22 protein-coding genes are annotated in these 22662 nt (G+C 67.2%); 10 read left to right on the forward strand and 12 right to left on the reverse strand.

Annotation, left to right across the window (positions count from 1 at the left end; all coding sequences use genetic code 11):
• Nucleotides 1-19: 19 nt before the first annotated feature.
• From AC3G88_RS19710 to AC3G88_RS19720, 3 genes are all read right to left on the reverse strand, one after another.
• Nucleotides 20-397, reverse strand: a complete 378-nt coding sequence (locus AC3G88_RS19710; protein ID WP_488773302.1) for a hypothetical protein — start codon at nt 395-397, stop codon at nt 20-22.
• Between the two features lie 155 nt (nt 398-552).
• Nucleotides 553-792, reverse strand: coding sequence for a DUF2789 domain-containing protein (locus AC3G88_RS19715; RefSeq protein ID WP_153947963.1), 240 nt, complete (start codon nt 790-792; stop codon nt 553-555).
• Between the two features lie 105 nt (nt 793-897).
• Nucleotides 898-1266 (reverse strand): 5-carboxymethyl-2-hydroxymuconate Delta-isomerase, encoded by a 369-nt coding sequence (locus AC3G88_RS19720; protein WP_487522131.1) that lies wholly within the window; start codon nt 1264-1266, stop codon nt 898-900.
• Nucleotides 1267-1357: 91 nt separating this feature from the next.
• Here AC3G88_RS19720 and AC3G88_RS19725 point away from each other — a divergent pair, with 91 nt between their 5' ends.
• Nucleotides 1358-1861 carry an MgtC/SapB family protein gene (locus AC3G88_RS19725; RefSeq protein ID WP_488773301.1) on the forward strand — a complete coding sequence of 168 codons (504 nt, stop codon included), beginning with the start codon at nt 1358-1360 and terminating at the stop codon, nt 1859-1861.
• A 32-nt stretch (nt 1862-1893) separates the two neighbouring features.
• Here AC3G88_RS19725 and AC3G88_RS19730 read toward each other — a convergent pair whose 3' ends face one another.
• Together AC3G88_RS19730 and AC3G88_RS19735 are read right to left on the reverse strand one after the other, a co-directional pair.
• Nucleotides 1894-2766, reverse strand: coding sequence for an IclR family transcriptional regulator (locus tag AC3G88_RS19730; RefSeq protein WP_488773300.1), 873 nt, complete (start codon nt 2764-2766; stop codon nt 1894-1896).
• 8 nt (nt 2767-2774) lie between these two features.
• A complete protein-coding gene (locus AC3G88_RS19735) occupies nt 2775-4376 on the reverse strand; it encodes a class I adenylate-forming enzyme family protein (protein WP_488773299.1) in 1602 nt (533 codons plus the stop codon).
• A gap of 308 nt (nt 4377-4684) precedes the next feature.
• On the opposite strand from AC3G88_RS19735, the gene AC3G88_RS19740 reads away from it, so the two are divergent.
• From AC3G88_RS19740 to AC3G88_RS19755, 4 genes are all read left to right on the forward strand, one after another.
• Entirely contained in the window at nt 4685-4984 is a 300-nt protein-coding gene (locus AC3G88_RS19740) for a DUF3649 domain-containing protein (RefSeq protein WP_488773298.1), read from the forward strand.
• The gene (locus AC3G88_RS19745) at nt 4984-6630 is read left to right on the forward strand and encodes a PepSY-associated TM helix domain-containing protein (protein WP_488773297.1); all 1647 of its coding nucleotides are present in this window, start codon (nt 4984-4986) and stop codon (nt 6628-6630) included. The genes AC3G88_RS19740 and AC3G88_RS19745 overlap by 1 nt, the downstream gene beginning before the upstream one ends.
• The gene (locus tag AC3G88_RS19750) at nt 6627-7007 is read left to right on the forward strand and encodes a DUF3325 domain-containing protein (RefSeq protein ID WP_488773296.1); all 381 of its coding nucleotides are present in this window, start codon (nt 6627-6629) and stop codon (nt 7005-7007) included. The genes AC3G88_RS19745 and AC3G88_RS19750 overlap by 4 nt, the downstream gene beginning before the upstream one ends.
• Before the next feature lie 137 nt (nt 7008-7144).
• Nucleotides 7145-9352, forward strand: a complete 2208-nt coding sequence (locus AC3G88_RS19755) for a TonB-dependent receptor (RefSeq protein WP_488893793.1) — start codon at nt 7145-7147, stop codon at nt 9350-9352.
• On the opposite strand, the gene AC3G88_RS19760 is transcribed toward AC3G88_RS19755, so the two are convergent.
• Nucleotides 9346-10236, reverse strand: a complete 891-nt coding sequence (locus tag AC3G88_RS19760) for an AraC family transcriptional regulator (RefSeq protein ID WP_488893794.1) — start codon at nt 10234-10236, stop codon at nt 9346-9348. The two genes, AC3G88_RS19755 and AC3G88_RS19760, sit on opposite strands and share 7 nt — an antisense overlap.
• A gap of 133 nt (nt 10237-10369) precedes the next feature.
• On the opposite strand from AC3G88_RS19760, the gene AC3G88_RS19765 reads away from it, so the two are divergent.
• The gene (locus tag AC3G88_RS19765) at nt 10370-10915 is read left to right on the forward strand and encodes a carboxymuconolactone decarboxylase family protein (protein ID WP_488773293.1); all 546 of its coding nucleotides are present in this window, start codon (nt 10370-10372) and stop codon (nt 10913-10915) included.
• A gap of 103 nt (nt 10916-11018) precedes the next feature.
• Here AC3G88_RS19765 and AC3G88_RS19770 read toward each other — a convergent pair whose 3' ends face one another.
• The 3 genes from AC3G88_RS19770 to AC3G88_RS19780 all read right to left on the reverse strand — a co-directional run bounded on the left by AC3G88_RS19770 (nt 11019) and on the right by AC3G88_RS19780 (nt 14060).
• The gene (locus AC3G88_RS19770; protein WP_488773292.1) at nt 11019-11669 is read right to left on the reverse strand and encodes an HAD domain-containing protein; all 651 of its coding nucleotides are present in this window, start codon (nt 11667-11669) and stop codon (nt 11019-11021) included.
• A gap of 370 nt (nt 11670-12039) precedes the next feature.
• A complete protein-coding gene (locus tag AC3G88_RS19775; protein ID WP_153947955.1) occupies nt 12040-12240 on the reverse strand; it encodes a hypothetical protein in 201 nt (66 codons plus the stop codon).
• A gap of 215 nt (nt 12241-12455) precedes the next feature.
• Complete coding sequence (locus tag AC3G88_RS19780; protein WP_488773291.1) at nt 12456-14060, reverse strand: methyl-accepting chemotaxis protein; 1605 nt, start codon at nt 14058-14060, stop codon at nt 12456-12458.
• 307 nt (nt 14061-14367) lie between these two features.
• Here AC3G88_RS19780 and AC3G88_RS19785 point away from each other — a divergent pair, with 307 nt between their 5' ends.
• A complete protein-coding gene (locus AC3G88_RS19785; RefSeq protein ID WP_488773290.1) occupies nt 14368-16200 on the forward strand; it encodes an EAL domain-containing protein in 1833 nt (610 codons plus the stop codon).
• Between the two features lie 4 nt (nt 16201-16204).
• On the opposite strand, the gene AC3G88_RS19790 is transcribed toward AC3G88_RS19785, so the two are convergent.
• On the reverse strand, nt 16205-16978 hold the full coding sequence (locus AC3G88_RS19790) for a response regulator transcription factor (RefSeq protein ID WP_153947953.1): 774 nt from the start codon (nt 16976-16978) through the stop codon (nt 16205-16207).
• A gap of 373 nt (nt 16979-17351) precedes the next feature.
• Between AC3G88_RS19790 and cls the strand changes: the two genes are divergently transcribed.
• Together cls and AC3G88_RS19800 are read left to right on the forward strand one after the other, a co-directional pair.
• Nucleotides 17352-18785 carry a cardiolipin synthase gene (gene cls / locus AC3G88_RS19795; RefSeq protein WP_153947952.1) on the forward strand — a complete coding sequence of 478 codons (1434 nt, stop codon included), beginning with the start codon at nt 17352-17354 and terminating at the stop codon, nt 18783-18785.
• Between the two features lie 122 nt (nt 18786-18907).
• Nucleotides 18908-19567 (forward strand): TetR/AcrR family transcriptional regulator, encoded by a 660-nt coding sequence (locus tag AC3G88_RS19800; RefSeq protein WP_488773289.1) that lies wholly within the window; start codon nt 18908-18910, stop codon nt 19565-19567.
• A 39-nt stretch (nt 19568-19606) separates the two neighbouring features.
• Here AC3G88_RS19800 and AC3G88_RS19805 read toward each other — a convergent pair whose 3' ends face one another.
• Together AC3G88_RS19805 and AC3G88_RS19810 are read right to left on the reverse strand one after the other, a co-directional pair.
• Complete coding sequence (locus AC3G88_RS19805; RefSeq protein ID WP_400396863.1) at nt 19607-19942, reverse strand: hypothetical protein; 336 nt, start codon at nt 19940-19942, stop codon at nt 19607-19609.
• Nucleotides 19943-19994: 52 nt separating this feature from the next.
• Complete coding sequence (locus AC3G88_RS19810; RefSeq protein ID WP_488773288.1) at nt 19995-21149, reverse strand: 3-deoxy-7-phosphoheptulonate synthase; 1155 nt, start codon at nt 21147-21149, stop codon at nt 19995-19997.
• Nucleotides 21150-21384: 235 nt separating this feature from the next.
• Here AC3G88_RS19810 and AC3G88_RS19815 point away from each other — a divergent pair, with 235 nt between their 5' ends.
• Nucleotides 21385-22662, forward strand: coding sequence for a TIGR03862 family flavoprotein (locus AC3G88_RS19815; protein WP_488773287.1), 1278 nt, complete (start codon nt 21385-21387; stop codon nt 22660-22662).

Here is a 22662-nt window from a genome sequence, read left to right on the forward strand (position 1 = left end):
GTCGCGGCGCGATGGTCCGCTACTGCATGCATTTTTCCTGATAAACCTTCTGCAGTTGCCGCCGGGTGCGGTCGCGCTCGACCGTCGAGATTTCATTGCCCTGGCTGTTTTCTACCGGCGCGTTCGAGGGCCGGTAGCTGCGGCGCGGGGTTTCGCCGATCTGCAAGGCAAGCTGGTCGCATTGCTCTTCGAGCGTGGGCGCATGCGACGGTGTGGGCTGGAAGCGGATCGAGCCCTGACGGACCGCATCGGAAATGGCGTCGTTGATGGCGGCGTCGCCCGGGGACGGCTGCGGTGTCTGGGCATGCCCATGGAAAACGGGCGTCAGACCGGCGAACAGGATGGCGAACGACGCGGCGAACAATGCGAGTCGGTTTGCATGACGGCGCAGCAGCATGGATATCTCCGTGGCGGACTGGCACGCCCGCCGCAGGGCGGCGGGTGGCGGGTCGCAACCACCCTGGAGGGTGGATCAGCCGATGGTAGCGCCGATCCCGCGCCCGCGTCCATCGGCCCAAGGTGCTACGCGCCAGCAGCGACGCGCGGCGCGGATCAGGCCGGCGCGCGCAGGGCCAGGTTCAGCTGATCGACGGCCTCGGCCCAGTCGGCATCCTCGATGATCTCGTCGCGCAGCAGCGCGGCCTGTGCCGGTGTCCAGAAGGGGGCGTCCCAGAGATCGACATCCTGCGGAACCGGCGAATGCCTGGCGATAAAGGCGCGGATGCTGGCCTCGTCCGACGGCAGGCCAAGCTGTGCGAAGAGGTCGGAGAACGGGTGGAAGGGGGTGTCCATGGCGATGTCTCCCGGTAACTGGCGGCCGGCGTGGCCAGCCGGAGGTTCCAGCTTAGGTCAGGATTGGCGCTGCCGAGATCGCGCCGTCCCGATCCAGCCGGCCATTCAGCCGGCAATGATCTGCTTGGAAAACGTGGCGCGCTCCATTTCCACGACGTTCACCGTGACTTGCACGGTCTGTCCTGGCGCGCCGGGGCGCACCATTTCCGAAATCGCATTCACCACCAGTTCGCCAAGCTGCTTGCGCACGCCCTGGTCGCGGCCGTCCAGGATCTGCAGCGTGGCATGGACGAAGGCGCGGTCGGCCGGCTCCGTGCCCTGGCGGAACGTGGACAGCGTGACGCAACGCGACTTGATATCGGGTTCCTGGAACTGGCCGCTCGACAGCAGCGCGGCATTCGCTTCGTCCAGAAGTTCCTCGAAGGAGCAGGTCAGGCGCGTGTTTTCGGTGATTTCGACAATCAGATGGGGCATGGAATCGGTTCCGTGGGGCGAAGGCAGGGAATCCGCATCGTACGGCAATCCCGGCTGTCATGTCGACGCTTCACGCGCTAAGCTTGCCGACATGGACCAATTCTCTCTGGAACTCTTCTGGCGGCTGCTTGGCGGGCTTGCCGCGGGAGCCATCATCGGCCTGGACCGCAATCTGCACGGCAAGGCGGCCGGCATGCGCACGCTGGGACTGGTGGCGCTGGGGGCGGCCACGGCCGTGTGCGTGGTGACGCTCAACGGACACCCTGCCGATGCCATGTCGCGCGTGCTGCAGGGCTTGCTGACCGGGGTGGGCTTCCTGGGGGTGGGCGTGATTGCGCGGCACGGCGTGCATGACCGTCCGCAGGGGCTGACCACGGCGGCGGGCATCTGGCTGGCGGCCATCCTGGGTGCGGCGTCGGGCGCCGGCTATTACGCGATCGTGGTGATGGCGCTCGCGCTGGGCATGCTGCTGCTGCGGCTGGGCGGCAAGTTCGAGAACAGCCTGCATGCCCGCTTCGACGGCAGGCTGACCAAGAAGCTGCCCCCGGAATACCGCGACGGCGACGACGATGGGGCCGACACGCCGCCGCGCTGAGCGCGAGGCGGCGTGTCCGGCAGGCTGCCGGCTCAGGCGCTCACGCCCAGTGCCGCCTCGATGCCCCGGATGTGCTGCTGCAGCAGCGGCCGGACTTTTTCCAGCAGGTGGGCGGGCGGCACCAGCGCGTTGGGGCCGCTGCAGCTCAACGTCATCGGCGGCAGCGACGACCCCGGCCGGAACGCCAGCGCAATCGAGTTGATGTCGGGCAGCCATTCCCCGAACGACGTCGTGCAGCCCAGCCGGCGCTGTTCGTCGCGGCAGTTCGACAGGATGCCTTCGGCCTGCGCGGCGCTGACCTTGTCGTCGGCGCGGAATGCGCTCAGCGCCTGGCGCTGCTCGGCCGGCGGCAGGGCCAGCAGGTACGCGCGGCCCGCCGCAGTGGTCAGGCCCGAAACGCGGCTGCCGACCGGCACCCGCAGCGTCAGGTAGCTTTCGGACTGGCAGTTTTCATAGATCAGCATGCGGCCGCGGTCGCGCACGATCAGCGACGCCACGCCTTGCGACAGTTCGGCCAGTTCGCGCATGAAGGGCTTGGCCACCGACAGCACGTCGGCGCCTTGCTGACCGGCCGGCGCCAGCGCCAGCGCGGAACTGCCCAGGCGGTAACGAACGGGGTCGGACAGTGCCTGCAGGTAGCCGAGTTCGGTCAGCGTGTGGGTCAGCCGCGAGATCGTCGATTTCGGCAGGCCGCAGCGTTGTGCCAGTTCGGCATTGCCGAGTTCCGCGTCGAACCCGCGAAAGCACGCCAGCACGTCGAGCCCGCGCGCCAGCGCCGTCACGAAGTGGCGGTCTTCCTTGCGGTTGTCCTTGCGTGCCGGGGTGGTGTCGGACGGCATGTCGATGGCGTCGTCGCGGTCGCCAAGGTCGGCGGCGTCCGGCCGTTCGGTCAGGGTGTCTTCCATGAGGCTGCTCACACGTTGCCGGCCGCCAGCTGCTCGCGCAGGCGGGCCTTGAGGATCTTGCCCGACGGTGCGGCAGGCAGTTGCTGCACCGTGCGGATTTCGGCGGGAATCTTGTAGGGCGACAGGCGCTCGCGCAGGAAGGCCCGCAAGGCGGCTTCGTCCAGCGCCATGCCACTGCGTACCTCGACAAACGCAATCACTTCCTCGTTGCCTTCGACGGCGCGGCCCACCACGGCCGACTGCAGCACGGCGGGGAAGGCATTGAGCGACTGCTCCACTTCCTCCGGATACACGTTGAAGCCCGAATGGATGATGATTTCCTTCGAGCGGCCGACGATCGACACGGCGCCGTCGGCATCGATGCGCGCGAGGTCGCCGGTATGCAGCCAGCCATCGCTGTCGATGGTCTGCGCGGTCAGGTCGGGCCTGCGGTAGTAGCCCTTCATCACATTGGGCCCGCGCACCAGCAGTTCGCCACTGCCGTCGGGCAGCGGGTTGCCCAGGCGGATTTCCACGTCGGGCACGGCCGGGCCCACGGAGCAGTCATTGCGTGGCTGTTCCACCCGGGTCTGGCAGACCGTGGGAGATGTCTCGGTCATGCCGTAGCCATTGTTCAGCACGATACCGAAGGCGTCTTCAAAGGCGGCCTTCAGCGTTGCCGTGAGCGGTGCGCCGCCCGACTGGGCAATGCGCAGCGACGGCGTGCGCAGCGACTGGTTGTTGGCGCGGGCCCATTCGATGATCTTGGCGTACATGGCCGGCACACCGTGCAGCACCGTCAGTTGATCGTCGATCAGCGTACGCACCAGCTTGTCGGGCCGGAAACGCGGTTCGTAGAACACTGTCGCACCGTTCGATACCGGGCCCACCAGCAGCACCGACAGGCCGTACACGTGCGAGATCGGCAGCACGCCGTAGATGCGGTCGCCAGGCTTCACGCGTGACTGCATCCGGTTGGAATGGCCGATGAACATCAGGTTGGCGTGCGTCAGCATCACGGCTTTCGACGCGCCGGTGGTGCCTGTCGTGTAGATCATCGCCGCCACCTGCTGGCGCGGGTCGGCTTCGACGGGTTCGGGCTCGACGCCGTCGTCGATGACGCTGACCAGCAGCTTGCCCACGTGCGGCCATTCGGCCCACTGCGCGCCACGCGCCAGGCCGTGCTCGCGCGCCTCGGGAAAATCGTTGTCGAGATACAGCGTCACGCGCGCGCCGGCGTGCTCGACGATATTGGCGATCTCGCGCTGCGACAGCCGCGCATTGACCGGCACCGACCAGGCGTCGATGGCGCTCAGCGCCAGCAGCAGCACCGCGCAGCCCACGCTGTTTTCGGTCACCAGCACCACGCGGTCGCCGCCGCGCACACCGAGTTCGGACAGCGTCGTCGCCGTTTCACGAACCGCCACGTCGAGTTCGGCGTAGCGCAAGGCCCGGTGCGCGTCCATGATCGCGATCCGCTCGGGCGTGCTGGCCACCCACGGAGCCATGGTCTGGTGCAGGCGGGCGAACGCGGGTTCGAACGGGGGCGGCGAATCGGTGGGGGGTGCGGCGGATGGCGGCTGAGCGGGTGCGGACGCGGAATGGGTCGCGGGTGCAGCGGTACTGCGCATGATGTCTCCGGGTAAGGCTCCGGCGTTGACCCTTGGGATCGCCGGTATTCGATGTGGGCCATCGTCCCATCGTTTTTCAACGAGTGCAACCGCACCGTGGAATAGTGGTTCTGCATAGCGGAATCATACGCGAATCTCTGTGCGAATATCGGAGCGCCACGCTCGCCGCTCGTGCCCCGGATTTGTCGTGTTTGCGACATGTATGCCAATGTCTTGTGCCAGTCATGGAACTTGTCATACGTCCCCAAAGACAATGGAGATGAGAACGCTTATCATGTGCGTTCCATTTTTTCCGGGCTAGTACAAACATGAAGCAGGGCGTTCCGATGGGCTATCGCATGGCGATTGCTTCGCGCGCAGTGGCCGCCATCCTGGGCGGCTACGCCGTTGCAGCCCTGGCGACGGGATGCCTGGCGCTGGTGCTTGCCAACTGGGCGGGCATGGCGCGCGTCGAGGCGGTCATCACGTCCACGCTGCTGTCGTTCCTGTGGTTTGCGCTGGCGGTGATCTGGGTGTTTGCCGCCGATACGGCCCGGCGTGCCTGGATCGGCCTGGCCGTGCCCGCCGCCGTGCTGGCGGCGGGCTGGCTCGCTTTGCGGAGCGCGTGATGGCCGAACTCAAGAAAGGCCAGGGCCTGCGGCAGTCGATGGCGTGGCTGCATACGTGGTCGGGCCTGCTGGTGTGCTGGGTGCTGTTCCTGGTGTTCTGCGGCGGCACCGCCAGCTATGTCAAGGACGAGATCACCGTCTGGATGAAGCCGGAGTTCCACGCTTCGCTGAACCGGAACGTGCCGGCCGCCGATGCCGTCGGGCGCGCCGTTGCCTTCCTGCAGCGCGAGGCACCGGACGCGGAACGCTGGTTCATCACCCTGCCGGACGACCGCAATCCGGCCATCTCGATGTTCTGGCTGCGTCCGGCCAAGCCCGAGGACGCTGGCAAGCCCAATCGCGCGCGGCTGGAAACGCGTACGCTCGACGCCGTATCCGGCGAACCAATCCCCGGCGCCCGCCAGACGCGCGGCGGCGAATTCCTGTACCGGCTCCATTTCGACCTGCACTACATGCCCGCGATCTGGGCCCGCTGGATTATCGGCTTCTGCACCATGTTCATGCTCGTGGCCATCATCAGCGGCGTGATCACGCACCGGCGCATCTTTGCGGACTTCTTCACGTTCCGCGCCCGCAAGGGACAGCGTTCCTGGCTTGACGCCCACAACGCGGTGGCCGTGCTGGCGCTGCCGTTCCATCTGATGATCACCTACACGGGCCTGGTGACGCTTTTGTTCATGTACATGCCCTGGGGCATCCAGGCCGTGTACAAGGGCGACGAGCAGGCCTTCAACGCCGAGCTGGCCGCCCGCGCGCCCCGCGCGAAGCCAGCCACCGAAACCGCGCCGCTGGCGCCGATCGGGCCGATGCTCGCGCAGGCCACGGCGCACTGGCAGGGTGCCGCGCCGCGCCGCGTCACCGTGGAGGCGCCCAACAAGGCCAACGCCACGGTAGCCGTGGCACGCGAGCAAGGCCGGCAGTTCGGCACGACGACGCCCACCGTGGTCTTCACGGGTGCCACCGGTGAACGGAAGGCAACGCTGGGCGATGACATGGCGCCGGCGGCCACCACGCGTTCGGCCATGATCGGTCTGCACGTGGCGCACTTCGCGCCGCCGCTGCTGCGCGCGCTGTTCTTCGCGTCCGGCCTCGCTGGCTGCCTGATGGTGGCCACCGGCGCGTTGCTATGGGCGGTCAAGACGCGCCAGGGCCATGCCAAACGGATTGCCGCCACGGGCCGCACGCCGTTCGGCCTGCGGCTGGTCGAGGCGCTGAACCTCGGCGTGATTGCGGGCCTGCCGATCGCGATCGGCGCGTACTTCTGGGCCAATCGTTTGCTTCCCGTCGATCTGGCGCAACGCCAGGCCGCCGAAATCCAGACATTCTTCGGCGCCTGGGCCGTGGCGGCGCTGCTGGCGCAATGGCGCCCCACGCGCGCCATGTGGCGCGTGCAGCTGTGGGTGGCCGCGACGCTGTTTGCCGGCGTGCCCGTGCTGAACGCGCTCACCACATCGACCCATCTTGGCGTGACGCTGTTCCACGGGCCCGGCATGGTCGCCGGCTTCGATCTGACTGCGATGGCGCTGGGCATCGCCCTGGGTGCGGCGGCCTGGGGGCTTGGCAAGCGAGGCGCCGCCCCGCGCAAGGCGGCTGCCCCGCGCGCGGTAGCTGGCGTGGGCGAGATGTCGCGGGAGGTGTCGCAATGAGCGTGGCATGGATGCCGGTCGGGCCGGCCTGCGTCGCAGGCCTGGGCTTCGCGATCGGCGGCTTCATGTGGCTGGCGCAGGCCATGGATCGCCATCACGCGGACATGTTCGGGCGCGGCAGCACGCCGGCACCGGCCCTGGCCATGCGGCTGCGCTGGCAGGGATGGCTCGCGCTGGTGCTGGCCCTGGCCGCGTGCGTGCTGGCCGAAGGCTGGGCCTTCGGTGTCGTCTACTGGGCCGGACTGCTGACGCTTGGCGCGCTGGCCGTGGTCGGTGCGTTTGCCTGGGCGCCGCATGCCACGCCGCGGCTGGCGCGCGCGTCCATCGCGGTGGGCATGGCGGCGACCATGGCATCGCCATGGCTCATGCCGTCATAAGGCGCCGACGCATCACAACGATTTCCAACGAGCATCGCCGACAGAGCGATGCCGCCATTCACGGACACGGGTCATGCCTGTCCGCCGCGTCGGGAACGCGGTGCAGGCGTCATCGTTTTATTTTTGGGAGTGTCATCTTGTCTTTTGCCGTACCTCGCGCCGTTGCACATGCCGCACGCGCCGCCCGCTCTTCTCGTTCGTCCCGTAGTGCCCGCCTCAGTATCCTGGCCGCCTCGCTGGCTGCCGCGCAGCCGTCCCTGGCGTCCGCGCAGGAAGCAGCGCCGCCGCCCACGCAGCAGACGCTGCCGACGGTGACGGTCAAGGGCGAGTCGTCGCCAGACCAGTTGCCCGCGCCGTACGCCGGCGGCCAGGTGGCACGCGGCGGCCGCATCGGCATCCTGGGCAACCAGGATTTCATGGATGTGCCGTTCAGCGTCACGTCGTACACGGCCGGGCAGATCCAGAACCAGCAGGCACACACGGTGGGCCAGGTGCTGGCCGACGATCCGGCCGTCCGCGTCAGCTCGGGCTTCGGCAATTTTTCGGAAACCTTCGTCGTGCGCGGCTTCACGCTGGGTTCGGATGACCTTGGCTACAACGGGCTGTACGGCATTGCGCCGCGCCAGCTGGCATCGACCGAGGGGCTGGAGCGTGTGGAAGTGTTCCGTGGCGCCAACGCTTTCCTGACCGGCGTGTCGGCCGCCGGCACCGCCGTGGGCGGCGCGATCAACCTGGTGCCGAAGTACGCCACGGCCGCGCCGATCACGCAGGGCACGCTTGACTACACCAGCGACGGGCAGGCCGGCGGCCACATCGACGTGGGCCGCCGTTTCGGCGAAAAGAAGGAATTCGGGGTGCGCGTGAACGCCATGGCGCGCGGTGGCGGCACGGCCATCGACAACGAAAGCCGCCAGCAGCGCCTGTTCACGCTGGGCCTGGACTACCAGGGCGACAACCTGCGCGTGAACGCCGATTTCGGCTATCAGAAGCAGCGCATCTACCAGGGCCGCAGCACGGTCAACCTGACTGGCACGGCGCTGCCGCCGGTGCCGTCGGCCAGCACGAACTTCGCGCAGCCGTGGACCAATTCTTCGCTCGAAGATATCTACGGCACGATCCGCGCCGAGTACGACATCACGAAGGACTGGACGGCCTATGCCGCCTTCGGCGGACACCATACCAACGAATTCGGCAGCTATAGCGGCGCGAGCGTCGGCAACAACGGCGTGGGCACGGCAACGCGCCTGACCGTGCCGTTCGAGCAGGACACGTTCTCCGGCGAAGTCGGCGTGCGCGGCCGCTTCGTGACCGGGCCCGTCAAGCATACGGTCAACCTGAGCTGGTCGGGGCTGGAGCAGAAGCGGGCCACGGCGTTCGAATTCTCGGGCGCGTTTGCGACCAATCTCTACAACGCGCCGGTTGTTCCCTATCCGGCCGCCCCGGCCACCGGCAATATGTCCGATCCGTACGTGACGCAGCGGACCAACCTCAATGGCGTGTCGGTGTCCGATACGCTGGGCTTCCTGAATGACCGCGTGCTGCTGACCGCCGGCGTGCGCCAGCAGGTGATCAACGTGCGTGGCTACGCCACGGCGACCGGTGCCCAGACGTCGACCTATAGCGATTCTGCCACGTCGCCGATGTTCGGTCTGGTGGTCAAGCCGCTCCAGAACGTATCGGTCTACTACAACTACATCGAAGGCCTGGCGCAGGGTCCGACGGCGGGCAATACCGCCGTCAACCGCGGCGAGGTCTTCGCGCCGGTCAAGTCGAAGCAGCACGAGGCGGGCGTGAAGTACGACGCGGGCGCGTTCGGCACGACACTGGCGTTCTTCCAGATCGAACAGCCGCAGGGCACCACCATGCAGGGCAACGTGTTCGGCCTGCAGGACCTGCGCAATCGCGGCGTGGAATTGAGCGTGTTTGGCGAACCCGTGCGCGGCGTGCGCCTGCTGGGCGGCGTGTCGTATATCGATTCGCAGTACCAGGACACCGGCAACCCGCTGACGGAAGGCAAGAAGGGCGTGGGCGTTCCGAACTACACGATGACGCTGAGCGGCGAGTACGACCTGCCGTTCCTGGCGGGGGCCACCGTGTCGGGCCGCTATATCCAGACCGGCCGCCAGTACGCGAACAACACGAACACGATCGCGCTGCCGTCCTGGAACCGCTTCGACCTGGGCGCGCGTTACACCTTCAAGGCCTCGCAAATGCGCTACACGCTGCGCGCCGCCGTGGAGAACGTGGCGAACAAGGCTTACTGGGCTGGCGTGTCGACATCGGCCAGCACGCTGTACATCGGCAATCCGCGTACGTTCAAGGTGTCGATGACGGTCGACTACTGAGTCGCGGCCTCCGCCATGCCGTGACTCTCCGCGCGCAGCCAGTCGCGCGGAGACTGGCCCACCCTGGCCAGGAAGACGCGTGACAGGGCCGACGGATTGGCATAGCCGAGTTCGTCGGCCAGCAGCTTGAGTGGCGCGCCGTCGCGCAGCCGGGTCTGGGCCAGGCTGATGCGCCAGTCCGTCAGATAGTCGGCCGGGGTCTGGCCGACGATGTCGCGAAAGGCTGCTGCGAAGGCGCTGCGCGACATGCCCGCGCAGGCCGCCATCTTTTCCAGATTCCAGCTGGCGCCCGGGGCCTCGTGCATGGCGACCAGCACCCGCGCCAGGCGCGGATCGGACAGCCCCGTGATCAGCCCGGGCTGGACCCCGACCTGCCGGGGATGATCGAGCATCCAGCGCAAGAGCTGGATCACCACCACTTCGAATAGCCGATCGGCCAGTAATCGCTGGCCGCATCGCACGCGTTCGGTTTCCGCGAACAGCAGCGACAGTGCTGGGGCCAGCCCTGGCACGTCAGCCAGCGGCAGCACGATCAGCGGCGGCAGGGCACGTGCCAGCGGATTGCGGGCACCGCCGGCAAATTCCAGCGTGGCACACGAGAACTGTGACCCTTCGGCCGGTGGATTGTGAAAGGTGTGGATCGCGGGACGCGGATAAAACAGCAGCGAGGGCTCGTGAACTTCGAGCCGCCGGGGCAGCCCCCGGCTCTGATGGGTCACCGTCATGCTGCCTTCGCGCATGACGTGCAGACAGCCGCGATGGGACTCGTCGAAACGTGACACACCGCATAGCGGGCCGGTATGGAACAGGTGCGCCTGGATGCGGAACCGCTCAAGCAGCGCGGACAGGCGATCGACGGTAAGCGGTGCAGCGGTGGTGGACACGGCGGGATGAATTGATACGTTTTTGGGACGGTTGGTATCCCATCGTACGCCTTGCGCCACCATAGTGGAACCCATGGACGGCGACGTCCTGATTTCGATCACTTTCCAGATCACTTCGACAGGAGATTCCATCATGACCGCACGTATTTCCGTACCGGAACCCAAGGCCGCGCCCGCGGGCAGCCAGGCCGCGCTGGCCCAGATCCAGGCCGCTTTTGGCGGTGTACCCCAGATGTTCCGCGCCGTGTCCAATTCGCCGGCCGCCCTGCAGTCGATGTGGGCCGCGTTTGGCGCGCTCGGCGCTGGCGTGATTCCGGCCAAGCTGGGCGAGCAGATTGCCGTGGCCGTGGCCGACCGCAATCGCTGCGACTATTGCCTGGCCGCGCATACGGCGCTGGGCCGCAAAGCTGGCGCGTCGGCCGAAGAGATGGCGGCCGCCCAGGCCGGCCAATCGGATGACCCGAAGACCGCGGCGGCGCTGGCGTTTGCGCTGAAACTCGTCGAGGCACGCGGTCAGGTATCCGGTGCCGACGTGGCCGGGCTGCGCGAAGTGGGCTTCAACGACGGGGAAATCGTCGAGATCGTCGCCCATGTCGCGCTGAATCTGTTCACCAACTACATCAACGTGGCATTTGCCGTGCCCGTGGATTTCCCGGCGGTCAAGCTGACCGCCCGCTGATCTGCGCGTCGCCCGCGCATGAAAAAGGCCGCCAACGCTGGCGGCCTTCTTGTTGTTGCATCACGGCGTGATGCTTGCGGCGGTTCCTGAGACCCGGCGCGGATCAGGCGTGAATGACGGCAGGTTCCAGATGCTTGCCCGTCAGGCTGGCCACAGCCACGGCCATCGCCTGTTCGCGGGCTTCCGCCGCGGCCGGCGCCGGCATGAAACGCTCGGGTTCGTCGCGTGCCAGGCGTTGCAGGTGACGCAGCTTGGCTTTCAGACCGGGCTCCACGCGCGAATCGGGCGTCACGGTGGACGGGCAGGCCACACCGAGGATGTCCAGCGCCTGACGGAAGTTGTCGACCGTCAGACCTTCGGCCGGATTCACCTGTACCAGGCGGGCGCGTTGAGCCTCGGTGAACGACGATGCCGGCGCGCTCGACAGGATGACCCAGGCGCCCGGGGCCGGGCGTTGGCTGAACCAGGCGTCGATTTCGGCGCCATGGCCACCTGCCACGCGGGGCGTCATGCCTTCCACCTGCAGATCAAGCTGCTGGAAGATGGCCGCCGGGGTGCCACGGCGCCATGCGTCGGACACCACCACGCGCGCGCCAGCGATACCGAAAAGGCGGCGCAGGAAGCCCAGCGCGATGGGGTCGAAAAACCTGACGTCACGCAGGGTCCCCGTGTTAGGCGTGCCGCCCAGGCGGGCTGCGGAGCGGTCCGAATACAGGACGCCGGGTACGTCCAGCATGATCAGGCGTTCAGTCATGATTTCTCGCGGTCAATCAGTGATGGGATGAATCAAGCGTATCCGGCTTTCGCGTGGGAAAGGCGACACAAAGTGTGCGTAAGTGCAACAGTTGTGTAACTTTTACGCGTGACTCGTTAATGCCGGTTACTGCGTAGGTCGAAGTGTTTCTCGCGGACACACCTGCCGCGCCAGGCCTCGTTTTCCGGCCTGCTCCGCCTTGCGGATATCGCCGTAATGCACGCCTCAACGGGTGGTAGGCGAGGGTGGTTGACAGGAATTTGAAAGGAAATGTTCGTGGCTTTGACACACAGCACACTGCAACGGGAATGCCGTCCGGTGTAGGCAGAAATTTCTGGGAGCGGGCGTCGTGCCGGTTTGGCTTCCGGTTCTATTCCTTGCGCAATAAACGCATTTCGAAATGCTCGAAGGCGTACTGGCAGGTGATGCTGCAGAACAGCTCGGCCTGGCCGACCGGCTTCTCGCAGGCATGGCAGGTGCCGCACGGCCTGAGCCTGGGGGCCCAGTCGCGTCCCGCCGCCTCGAAATCCTCCTGGAACGCTGCATCGTCATCCACTGCCTTGCGTAGCATGTGTGTTCTCCGCTCTTTGTCCGCCTCGGCGATGATCCCTGTCTCGACCCGCCGCCGGAGGGCGACGGGGCTATCGCCATGCTAGCGGCGCAATGCTTGCCGTCGAATCGGATCTTCTTGAATTACGGCGGGGCGGAACGAAGCTGAAGTGGGGCCAGTGCGTCGGGGGGCCGCTTCAGGTGGCGGCGTCGAACGTGCGGCGGTGCGGTAGCCAGTCAGAACTGGAAGCGCGCGACGTCGGTCTCCAGTGCGGCCGCCTGATGGTCAAGCCGCGACGCCTGGTCGCTGACCTCGTCGACGAGCTTGGCGTTGTCGGCGCTGGTCTGCTCAAGGCGGGACAATGCATCGCCTACCGTGCGAATGCCGCTGGCCTGTTCGTCGGCCAGCATGCGCAGTTCCGCGGCCAGGGTGTGGCTGTGCTGCACTGCGGCGTCGATGCCTGACATGGCAGATTCCACGCGGCCGCTCAGGCTGGCGCCCCGGGCAATCTCGTTGGCGGCGTCGCCAATAATGCCGCCAATCTCGCGGGCGGCCGTGGCGCTGCGCTGGGCAAGGGCCCGGACTTCCTGCGCCACCACGGCAAAGCCGCGGCCCGCCTCGCCGGCCCGGGCGGCTTCCACGGCGGCGTTGAGCGCGAGGATATTGGTCTGGAAGGCGATGCTCTCGATGACGGAGACAATCTCCGAGATATTGCGCGACTGTGCGTGCACGTTGGCCATCGCGCCACTCATGTCGCGCACGGCAGCCATGCCCGTGCCCGTGGCTTCGCGCGCCCGGCTGGCCATTTCGCTCGATTCCTGCGCCTGCGCGTGGGCCTGCTGAACCAGCGCGGTAAGCCGGGCCACATTCGCAGTGGCCTCGCCCAGCGCGGCGGTCTGCAGGCCGGTGCGGGTCGCCAACGCCTGGTTGCCGCGCGCAATGCCGTCGCTGGCGGCCGAAATCTCGTGCGCGCAATGCTGGATGCGCGCCAGCACGCCTGCCAGCTGGTCGCGCATGCCCGCCAGGTTGAACAGGAGGCTGCCGCCATCACGCTCGCGCAAGGCAATGCGGGCGGTGAGGTCGCCGCCGGCAATGCGCGTGGCGATGGCCGCCGCGTCGCGCGGCTCGCCGCCCAGTTCACGCGTCAGGCTGCGCGCGGCAATCCATGCCAGCAGTCCGGCCGCGCCGAGGCTGGCCACGAGCAGCACGCTCATCCACGTTTGCGCGGTCACCTGGGCCGATGCCACGCCGGCAACGGTATCGGCGGCCTGCTGTGCCAGCGTCGTACGCGTGGACTCCATCAGGGCGCCAAGTTTTCGTAGCTGTTCTCCTAGAAAGTGGCCGTCAATCGAAACCGATGCGTCGAATTGCAGCGAATCGAGCGGCTGCTTGCGGATCAGTTCGACGTATTTCGTCACCAGTTCGCCGGCCGCGGCACGCTCGGCGAGCAAGGCGCGGGCCTGCGCCGGTGCGGCCACGCGAACGTCGTCGACCGCCGCGTCGAGCTGTTTCGATGCCTGGGCGATGTCATTCGCCGCGGTGTCGCGTTCGGCGGAACTGGTGGCCAGTGTCAACGCAAGCTGTGCGCGGCCCAGCATGGCCAGCGATGCCTGCGCGCGTTCGGCGGCGATGGCGCCGCGCATGTCGCGCTGGTACAGCCTGTCGGTATCGCGCTTGAGGTCGATCAGGTTGACGATGCCGGTGAGCCCGACAATCGCGCCGAACGCGTAGATCAGGACAAATGCTGCGGACAGCCGCACGACCAGCGGCAACCCCGCCAGTCCTTGCCATGCGGATCGGCCGCGCCGTCCCTGCAATCCCAGCTTGATGGCTTGCAACACTACGAACTCCTTCGGGGCGACGCCCCGCCATACCATGACCCTTGCGCTGCAGCAGCCCGGCCTCTTGGCGAGACATCGTCAGCGACGCGTCGCGGGGCCGGGTCTTGTTGCGGTGCGGCGTGATCGTCGGGCAAGCATGTGACGGCTGCGTGACAAACGACAGGCGGCGCGTTTGTCATACGGGTGACATATGACTGTCATGCAATGGCGCGCGCTGCATACGTGCCTGTATTGCAACGCCGTGCTCAAACTCTCTCTGGCCGGCTGTCAACAACCAGGTGGCCTGCCATCCGTCTGAACTTGTTTCATGTTTCCCGTTGCCTCCGATCTGGCTCCGGCCCGCGAGGCCGTGCGACCGCCACCCCTCCATGCGGTGTTTCAGCCTATCGTGACGCTGGCCAGCGGCGAGATCCTTGGCTACGAAGCACTGATTCGCGGCCCCGCCGGTTCGATGCATGCCGCTGCCGATGCGCTGTTCCGCATGGCCCAGGAAACCGGCACCACGATCGCGCTCGAGATGACGGCGGCGCGTACCGCGCTGGCGTCGTGGGCGGCGCTGGACCTGTCCGGCAAGCTATTCCTGAACTTCAGCCCGCTGACGCTGCGCCATCTGCTCGGCCATCGCGGCCGTGCCATGGCGGCGCTGCTGGGCCTGGATGGTGCGCAAGGCAACGGGGCGCGGATTGCACCGTCGCGCGTGGTCATCGAGGTTACGGAGCAGACCGCGGTGGGTGATGCCGCCAGCTTTGCCAACGCCGTGGCCGTGCTGGCGGAACTGGGCGTGCAGTACGCGCTCGACGACTTTGGCACGGGCCACGCCAACCTGGACCGGCTGGCGGAACTGACGCCGCAGTTCATCAAGATCGACAAATCGCTGGTGCGAGGCATCCACGCCAGTTCTCGCCGGCTGGAGGTCCTGCGTGCGGTCCTGAGCCTGATGCATGCGCTGGGCGGCCGGGTCATCGCCGAAGGCATCGAGACGGCCGAGGAACTGGCACTGGTCAGGGATCTGGGCGTGTCTGCGGGGCAGGGCTACTTCCTGGGGCGTCCCGCCGCGCAGCCACCGGCCGAGATCACGTCAGAGGCCCGTGCTTTGCTGTCGTCGCGGCAAATCGCGGTGTTTCCGCAAACGTTGCGCACGGGCTGGTCGGGCATGACCGCAGGCAGTCTGGTGCGCCCGCTGCCGGCCGTCAACGCCGAGACATCGAACAACGATGTGCTGACGCGCTTTCATGAGCAAGGGGACCTGCATGCGATGGCCGTGGTCGACGATGACCTGAGGCCGATTGGCCTGATCAGCCGCCAGACGCTGATCGATCGCTACGCCACGCCGTTCCATCGCGAGTTGTACGGCCGCAAGGCGTGCGTCACGCTGGCCAATCCGCAGCCGGTCTGCTTCGACCGGCGCGCCACGCTCGAGGAAATGGCCCAGCATGTGGCCGGCGAGCCGTCACGGGCGCTGGCCGATGGTTTCGTCATCACGGACGAAGGCCGCTATGTGGGCCTGGGCACGGGCGCCGACCTCCTGCGCGCAATTTCCGATGTCCGGATGGAAGCCGCACGCTATGCCAATCCGCTGACCTTCCTGCCCGGCAACATCCTGCTGAACCAGCATATCGATCGCCTGATCGAGGCGCGCAGTCCGTTTCACGCCTGCTATGCCGACCTGAACCATTTCAAGTCCTTCAACGACCACTACGGCTACTGGAAGGGCGACGAACTGCTCAAGGGGGCGGCCGCCATCCTGGCGCAGGCCTGCGATCCGGCCCGCGATTTCCTGGGCCATATCGGCGGCGACGACTATCTGGTGCTGTTCCAGGGCGACGACTGGGAGCCGCGCATCCACGGCGCGATGGCCCGCTTCAACGATGGCGCACTGGCCATGTATGCCGCGTCTGACCGCGCGGCCGGCGGCATTCAGTCGGAAGATCGCCACGGGCGGCCCATGTTCTTTCCCCCGGTGACGATGGCTGTCGGCGCTGTGCGCGTGGGTGCCGATGCAATGGCCGCGTGGCGGCTTGGCAGCCAGCACGTGGGTGCGGCAGCGGCCGTGGCCAAGCGCAGGGCTAAGGCGGTGGCGCAGGGCGTGGCATGTATCGACATTGCCGACCTGGCCGCCCGCGGAGAACTGGACCGCTAGCGCGCTAGTAGTCGGCGAGCGCGCCGTTGCCAACCAGTCCGAGCCGGCGGTGTGCCGTCAGTTCGGCCCGCGCGGCGCTGTCCAGGATGTCGAGGCGATACCCCTGTGCGTATACCACCGTGATCGTCACGCCGTTCTCGGCCCGAAGGTCCAGCGTGCGGCGCATGCGCGAGACCAGGCCGGCAAGCGCGCGCGACGAATGCGGCAGCGTGTGTCCCCAGATGGTGTTTTCGATGCGCTGCGTCGCCAGGATGCGGCCGGCATTGGCGAACATCAGCATGGCCAGGTCGAATTCCTTTGGGGTCATCGGAATCCGCTGTCCATGGAGCGTGGCGAAGCGCCCGGGGTTGTTGAGCTCATAGGGGCCGGCACGCAGCGGCATGCTGGCATTGAGCCGGGTGCCGGCCATGCGCCGGCGCAACGCGGCGATGCGGGCCAGCAGCACGCGGGCATTGAGCGGCCGCACGATGTAATCATCGGCGCCCGCGTCCAGGGCTTCCACCATGTCGTCGTCGTCGCTGTCGCCCGAGAACATCACGATGGGCACGTCGCGATTGCGCACCGCGCGCACGGCACGGATGACGTCGATGGCGGAGATATCGGGCAGGTCGCGGTCGATCAGCAGCATGTCGTAGCTGTCATGACCCAGGCCGTGGATCAGGTCGCGGCCTGCCTGGAAGACGTTGCATTGGAATCCCGCGATGGAGAGCAGCTCCTGCATGGGATGGAGAGGCGAGTTGCGGCTGGCGAGCAGCGCAATATTGGATTGGGCATTCATACGACACTATCGGACGGGCGAAACGCATTGAATCGGGCAAACACGATGCAGCGTATCGGCCCGGCAAAGGTCCAACAATCGGCGTTTCTTTAAATGGAGGGGATCAGCGTGCATGCCGACGGCTTGTTGCAAACAGCCATCGTTATCCACAGATTTTGTGGATAACCGGAGCGGGGACGGGCGGTGGAGTGCGGCGGAGCGGGTAACGGATCGGTGTGATTAAAAATTGAGCAAACGGGGCGAAGGCATCGGGCTGGCGCGGGGGCTGAGCTGGGCCGCGCGACCCACCGCCCGCGATATCGGCTGCGCCAAAGTGATCCGCTATGCCAGAATACGGCTCATCGAATCCGGGCCGTTCGTGGTGCCAGTGCCTATGCTCAGTCCCAGCGTCATTGCCGCCGTTGTCCTCGCGTTCCATATCGTCGGCGTCCTTGCGGCGCTGCATGCCGTGATGACCGTGCGCACGGCGCCGGGCGCCATCGCGTGGGCGGGCTCGCTGGTGATGATGCCGTACTTCACGATCATCCCGTACCTGATCTTCGGGCGCAGCCGTTTCGCCGGTTATGTCAATGCGCGCCGGTTCAACAACGACCGCCTGCGCGAGATCCGGCACGGCATGACGGCCAAGGATCGGGAGGCCCTGGCCGCCAGCGTGGTGCTGCAGCCCGAGCAGGCCTGCATGCGCGCGCTGCCCAGCCTGACCGGTGTGCCATGCCTGATGAATAACGATGTGCGGCTGCTCATCAACGGCGATGCCACCTTCGACGCCATTTTTGCCGCCATCGACGCGGCCACCGAGCAGGTGCTGGTGCAGTTCTTCATCGTGCATGACGACGAACTCGGACGCGCGCTGCAAAAGCGCCTCTGCGACCGGGCGCGTGCCGGCGTCCGGGTCTATTTCCTGTACGACAGCATCGGTTGCCATGCGCTGGGGCGTGGCTACGTGCGCGTGCTGCAGGAGGCCGGCGTGGAGGCGCGACCGTTTTCCACACATCCCGGCTTTGTCAATCGCTTCCAGCTCAATTTTCGCAATCATCGCAAGCTTGTGGTCGTCGATGGCGCGCAGGCCTTCGTGGGCGGGCACAACGTCGGCAACGAGTACCTGGGCCGCCGGCCGCCGCTGGCGCCGTGGCGCGATACGCATATCGCCATCCGGGGCGCGGCGGTGCTGGACCTGCAGATGGCCTTTGCCGAGGACTGGTACTGGGCTGCGCGGGAAGTGCCGTACCTGATGACGCCGCCGTCGGGCCACGTGGGCGACATGGTGTGTCAGGTCGTGCCGTCGGGGCCGGCCGACGCGCAGGAAACCTGTTCGCTGTTCTTTGTGGAGGCCATCCAGTCGGCCACGCGCCGGCTGTGGATGACATCGCCATACTTCGTGCCCGACGAAGCCGTGTTTGCAATGCTGCGGCTGGCCGTGCTGCGTGGCGTGGATGTGCGCATCCTGATCCCGTCGCGGCCCGATCACAAGGTGGTTTACGGGGCATCCACCATCTACGCGTACCAGGCGATTCGCGCGGGCGTGAAGATCTATCGCTACCAGCCTGGCTTCCTGCACCAGAAGGTGATCCTGATCGACGACGAGGCGGCCGCCGTGGGCACCGCCAACCTGGACAACCGGTCTTTCCGCCTGAATTTCGAGTTGATGGTGATGACCGCCCACCCCGAATTCGCCGCGGACGTGGCGCGCATGCTCGAAGCCGATTTTGCCCAGGCGCGCCAGATTGGCCCAAGCGACTTCCTGGGCTCGCCTGCGATCCTGCGCGTGGCCATGCATGTGGCCAAGCTGTTCGCGCCGATCCTCTGACGATTCCAACGTGCCGTGCTGTCCATATTCGCTCCGGATGACGTGTCAGGCACTGGCAGGATTTGTGTACACTGTCTACTATGAAACGAAATGGGGTGGACGCCGTCCACATGGGGGATGACATGAACCGTGCCGTTGCTGCAACGCCGCCTACGCGCACGACCTATCGGCACGGCGACCTGCGCCGGGCGCTGCTGGAGGCCGGTATCGACCTGGCCCGCGATGGCGGGCCGGACGCCATCGTGCTGCGCGAAGCCACGCGGCGCGCGGGCGTGGTGCCCAACGCCGCGTATCGCCATTTCGCCAGCCGGCAGGATTTGCTGCAGGCGGTGCGCGCGTGGGCCCTGTCGAACCTGGCGATGGCCATGGAGGCCGAGATGGCGGCGATTCCTGCCGATGCGTCGCCGGCCGAGCGCGCGCGGGGCAGTCTGCGGGCGGTCGGCATGGGATATCTGCAGTTCGCGCTGGCGGAGACCGGCCTGTTCCGCACCGCGTTTTCGGTGCCGGACGATGTGGAAGACGATACCGACCCGGCCAAGGCCGGCAACAGCGGACTGAATCCGTTCGAGCTGCTGGGCGCCGCGCTGGATCGCTGGGTGGAAGCGGGCCTGCTGGCACCGGACCGCCGGCCCGGCGCCGAATACATCGCGTGGTCGGCAGTCCATGGCCTGGCCGTCCTGCTGATCGACGGCCCCCTGCGCAGCCGGGCGAAGGAGCAGGCCGCGGTAATCGGGCAGCGGTTACTGGAGATGGTGGATCGAGGGCTGCAGGCCGGGGGGTGAAATGCGGCGCGGCGGCGCAACGGCCCCCGACGCGCTGGCTTACCGGCCCTGGCGGGAGCGCGGTGCGCCGATGTCCGTCAGGTGCTGCCGCCACGCGGAAAACACCGCATCCAGGCAACTGGCCGTGTCGCATGCGTCGCGCTGACGCCGGAAGGCGTCGATGTCCGCCTGCGAGATCACGCCGGCCTTGAGTAGCCGCTGCTGGTCGGCATAGATGCGCTGGTAGCCCATCGAGAACAGTGCGGTCTCGCAGATGATCTGGCTGGCGCGCGTGGCCGGCGCCTCGCAAGCGATATCGCTGGCGTGGGCCGCGCAGGCCACGCCGGCGGCGATGGCCGCAGCCCCGCCGCGAAGGTAATGGATGACACTCGACATGGGGCCGGATTCTACCCGGCCTCAAGCCGGCGCCATCCCGCAACGCCGCCGATCAGCTTGCCGCTTGCGGCTTGGCCACCCCGCGGCGCGCCTTGACTGCCTGGCTCAGCGTTTCGAGCACCGCGACCGAATCGTCCCAGCCGATGCACGCATCCGTGATGCTTTGGCCGTAGGTCAGGTTGCACGGCTCGTGTTCGCCCGGGGTAAATTTCTGCGCGCCCGGCAGCAGATGGCTTTCCACCATGACGCCGAAGATCGAGCCGCTGCCGGCGCTGATCTGCCGCGCCAGGTCGGCCGCCACGTCGATCTGCTTCTGGTGCTGCTTGCTGCTGTTGGCGTGGCTGCAATCGACCATCAGCGTATTGCGCAGCCCGGCCGCTTCCAGTTCGCGGCACGCGGTGGCCACCGCATCGGCATCGTAGTTGGGCACCTTGCCGCCGCGCAGGATGACGTGGCAGTCCGGGTTGCCCTTGGTATGGACCGTGGCGACCTGGCCGTTCTTGTGCACCCCCAGGAAGTGATGCGGACGCGATGCGGCCTGGATGGCGTCGATGGCGATCTTGATGTTGCCGTCGGTGCCGTTCTTGAAGCCGATTGGCGCGGAAATGCCCGAGGCCAGTTCCCGATGTACCTGGCTCTCGGTGGTGCGGGCGCCAATCGCGCCCCAGCAGATCAGGTCGCCGATATATTGGGGCGAAATCACGTCCAGGAATTCTCCGGCGGCCGGCAGGCCCAGCCGGTTGATGTCCAGCAGCAGGCTGCGCGCAATGCGCAGCCCTTCGTCGATGCGATAGCTCTCGTCCAGGTACGGGTCGTTGATCAGGCCCTTCCAGCCCACCGTGGTGCGGGGTTTCTCGAAATACACCCGCATCACGATTTCCAGCGAGTCGGCATAGTGCTCGCGCTGGGCCATCAGCCGCCGCGCGTAGTCCAGGGCCGCCTGCGGGTCGTGGATCGAGCAGGGGCCCATGATGACCAGCAGCCGGTCGTCCTGGCCGTGCAGGATGCGCGAGATGCGCTGGCGCGTCTGGGTGACCAGCGATTCCACCGGCGTGCCCCGGATCGGGAAGAAGCGGATCAGGTGCTCGGGCGGGGGCAGGGGGATGATGTCGTCGACATGCGCGTCATCGGTCACGCTCGTACGGTCCGGCGGCGGCGCCTGCCAGCCCTCGGCAACGGTCGGCGGCGATTTATGTGGGTCTTGCATGGCGAACTCCTGCGAATCTGGGGAAAAGGACACCTGCGGAAAGCCTGCCGCAAACATGGGGCCACCCGGCGCGGATGTCGATGGAAAGCGATTCTAAGGCAGGCCGGCGGCCACGTCGCCGGGCATGGGCTGGAAAACGCTGCCGGCAACGGCGCCGTCACCGGGGCGCCCGGCATGCCCGCATCGCTACGCTTATAATTCGCCGGCTTTCCGCCCTCGCCACCGCATCGATTCCATGTCCGCTGTCACTTCCGCCGAACCCGTCCGCCTTGCCGGTGCCCTTGTCGTGGGCGGTGGCCCGGCCGGCCTGATGGCAGCCGAGATGCTGGCCGCCCAGGGTTTGCCGGTCGATGTCTACGACGCCATGCCGTCGGTCGGGCGCAAGTTCCTCATGGCGGGCAAGGGCGGCATGAACATCACGCATTCGGAGCCGGCCGATGCCTTCCTGGGCCGTTACGGCGTGCGCGCCGACCGCATCGGGCCGTTGCTCGACGCGTTCGATGCCACCCAGCTGCGCGCCTGGGTGCATGCGCTGGGCATCGACACCTTCGTGGGCAGTTCCGGCCGGGTATTTCCCACCGACATGAAGGCCGCCCCGCTGCTGCGCGCGTGGCTCCATCGCCTGCGCGAAGCCGGCATGCGGCTACATGTGCGGCATCGCTGGGTCGGTTTCGGCCAGCCCGTCGATGGCTGGCACGTGCTGCGTTTCGCTACCCGCCAGGGCGACGAGCAGGTCGACGTGGAAGTGGCGGCCCGCGCCGTGGTGCTGGCGCTGGGCGGGGGCAGTTGGGCGCGACTTGGGTCCGATGGCGCGTGGCTGCCGATGCTGGCAGCCCGGGGTGTCGATGTGGCGCCGCTGCGGCCCGCCAACTGCGGCTTCGACGTCGAATGGAGCGAGGTGTTCCGCGCCCAGCACGCCGGCGAGCCCGTCAAGCCGGTGGCCATCGGCGTGACCGCGCGCGACGGCACGGTACTGTATCGGCAAGGCGAGTTCGTGATCAGCGAAACCGGCATCGAGGGCAGCCTGGTCTACGCGCTGTCCGCGCCGATCCGCGACTTGATCGACGCCCAGGGAAGCGCCACCATCACGCTGGACCTGGCGCCGGGGCGGTCGGCCGAGGACGTTGCCGCCGAAGTCGCACGGCCGCGCGGATCGCGCTCGGTGTCCAGTCATCTGCAGAGCCGGCTGGGCATTACTGGCGTCAAGGCGCGGCTGCTGCGCGAGGCGCTGACCCGGGAAGCGATGCACGACCCCGTGGCGCTGGCCGCGGCCATCAAGGCGCTACCGTTGCGGCTGGCGCGCGCACGGCCCATCGACGAAGTCATCAGCACGGCGGGCGGTGTCCGGTTCGAGGCGATGGACGCCCACCTGATGCTCAACGCGATGCCGGGCGTGTTTTGTGCGGGCGAGATGCTCGACTGGGAAGCGCCGACCGGCGGATACCTGCTGACGGCCTGCTTTGCCAGCGGGCGGGTGGCGGGGGTGGGCGCCGCGGCATATCTGGCCGGCTGA

Source organism: Cupriavidus sp. 86D6 (genome assembly GCF_057815095.1).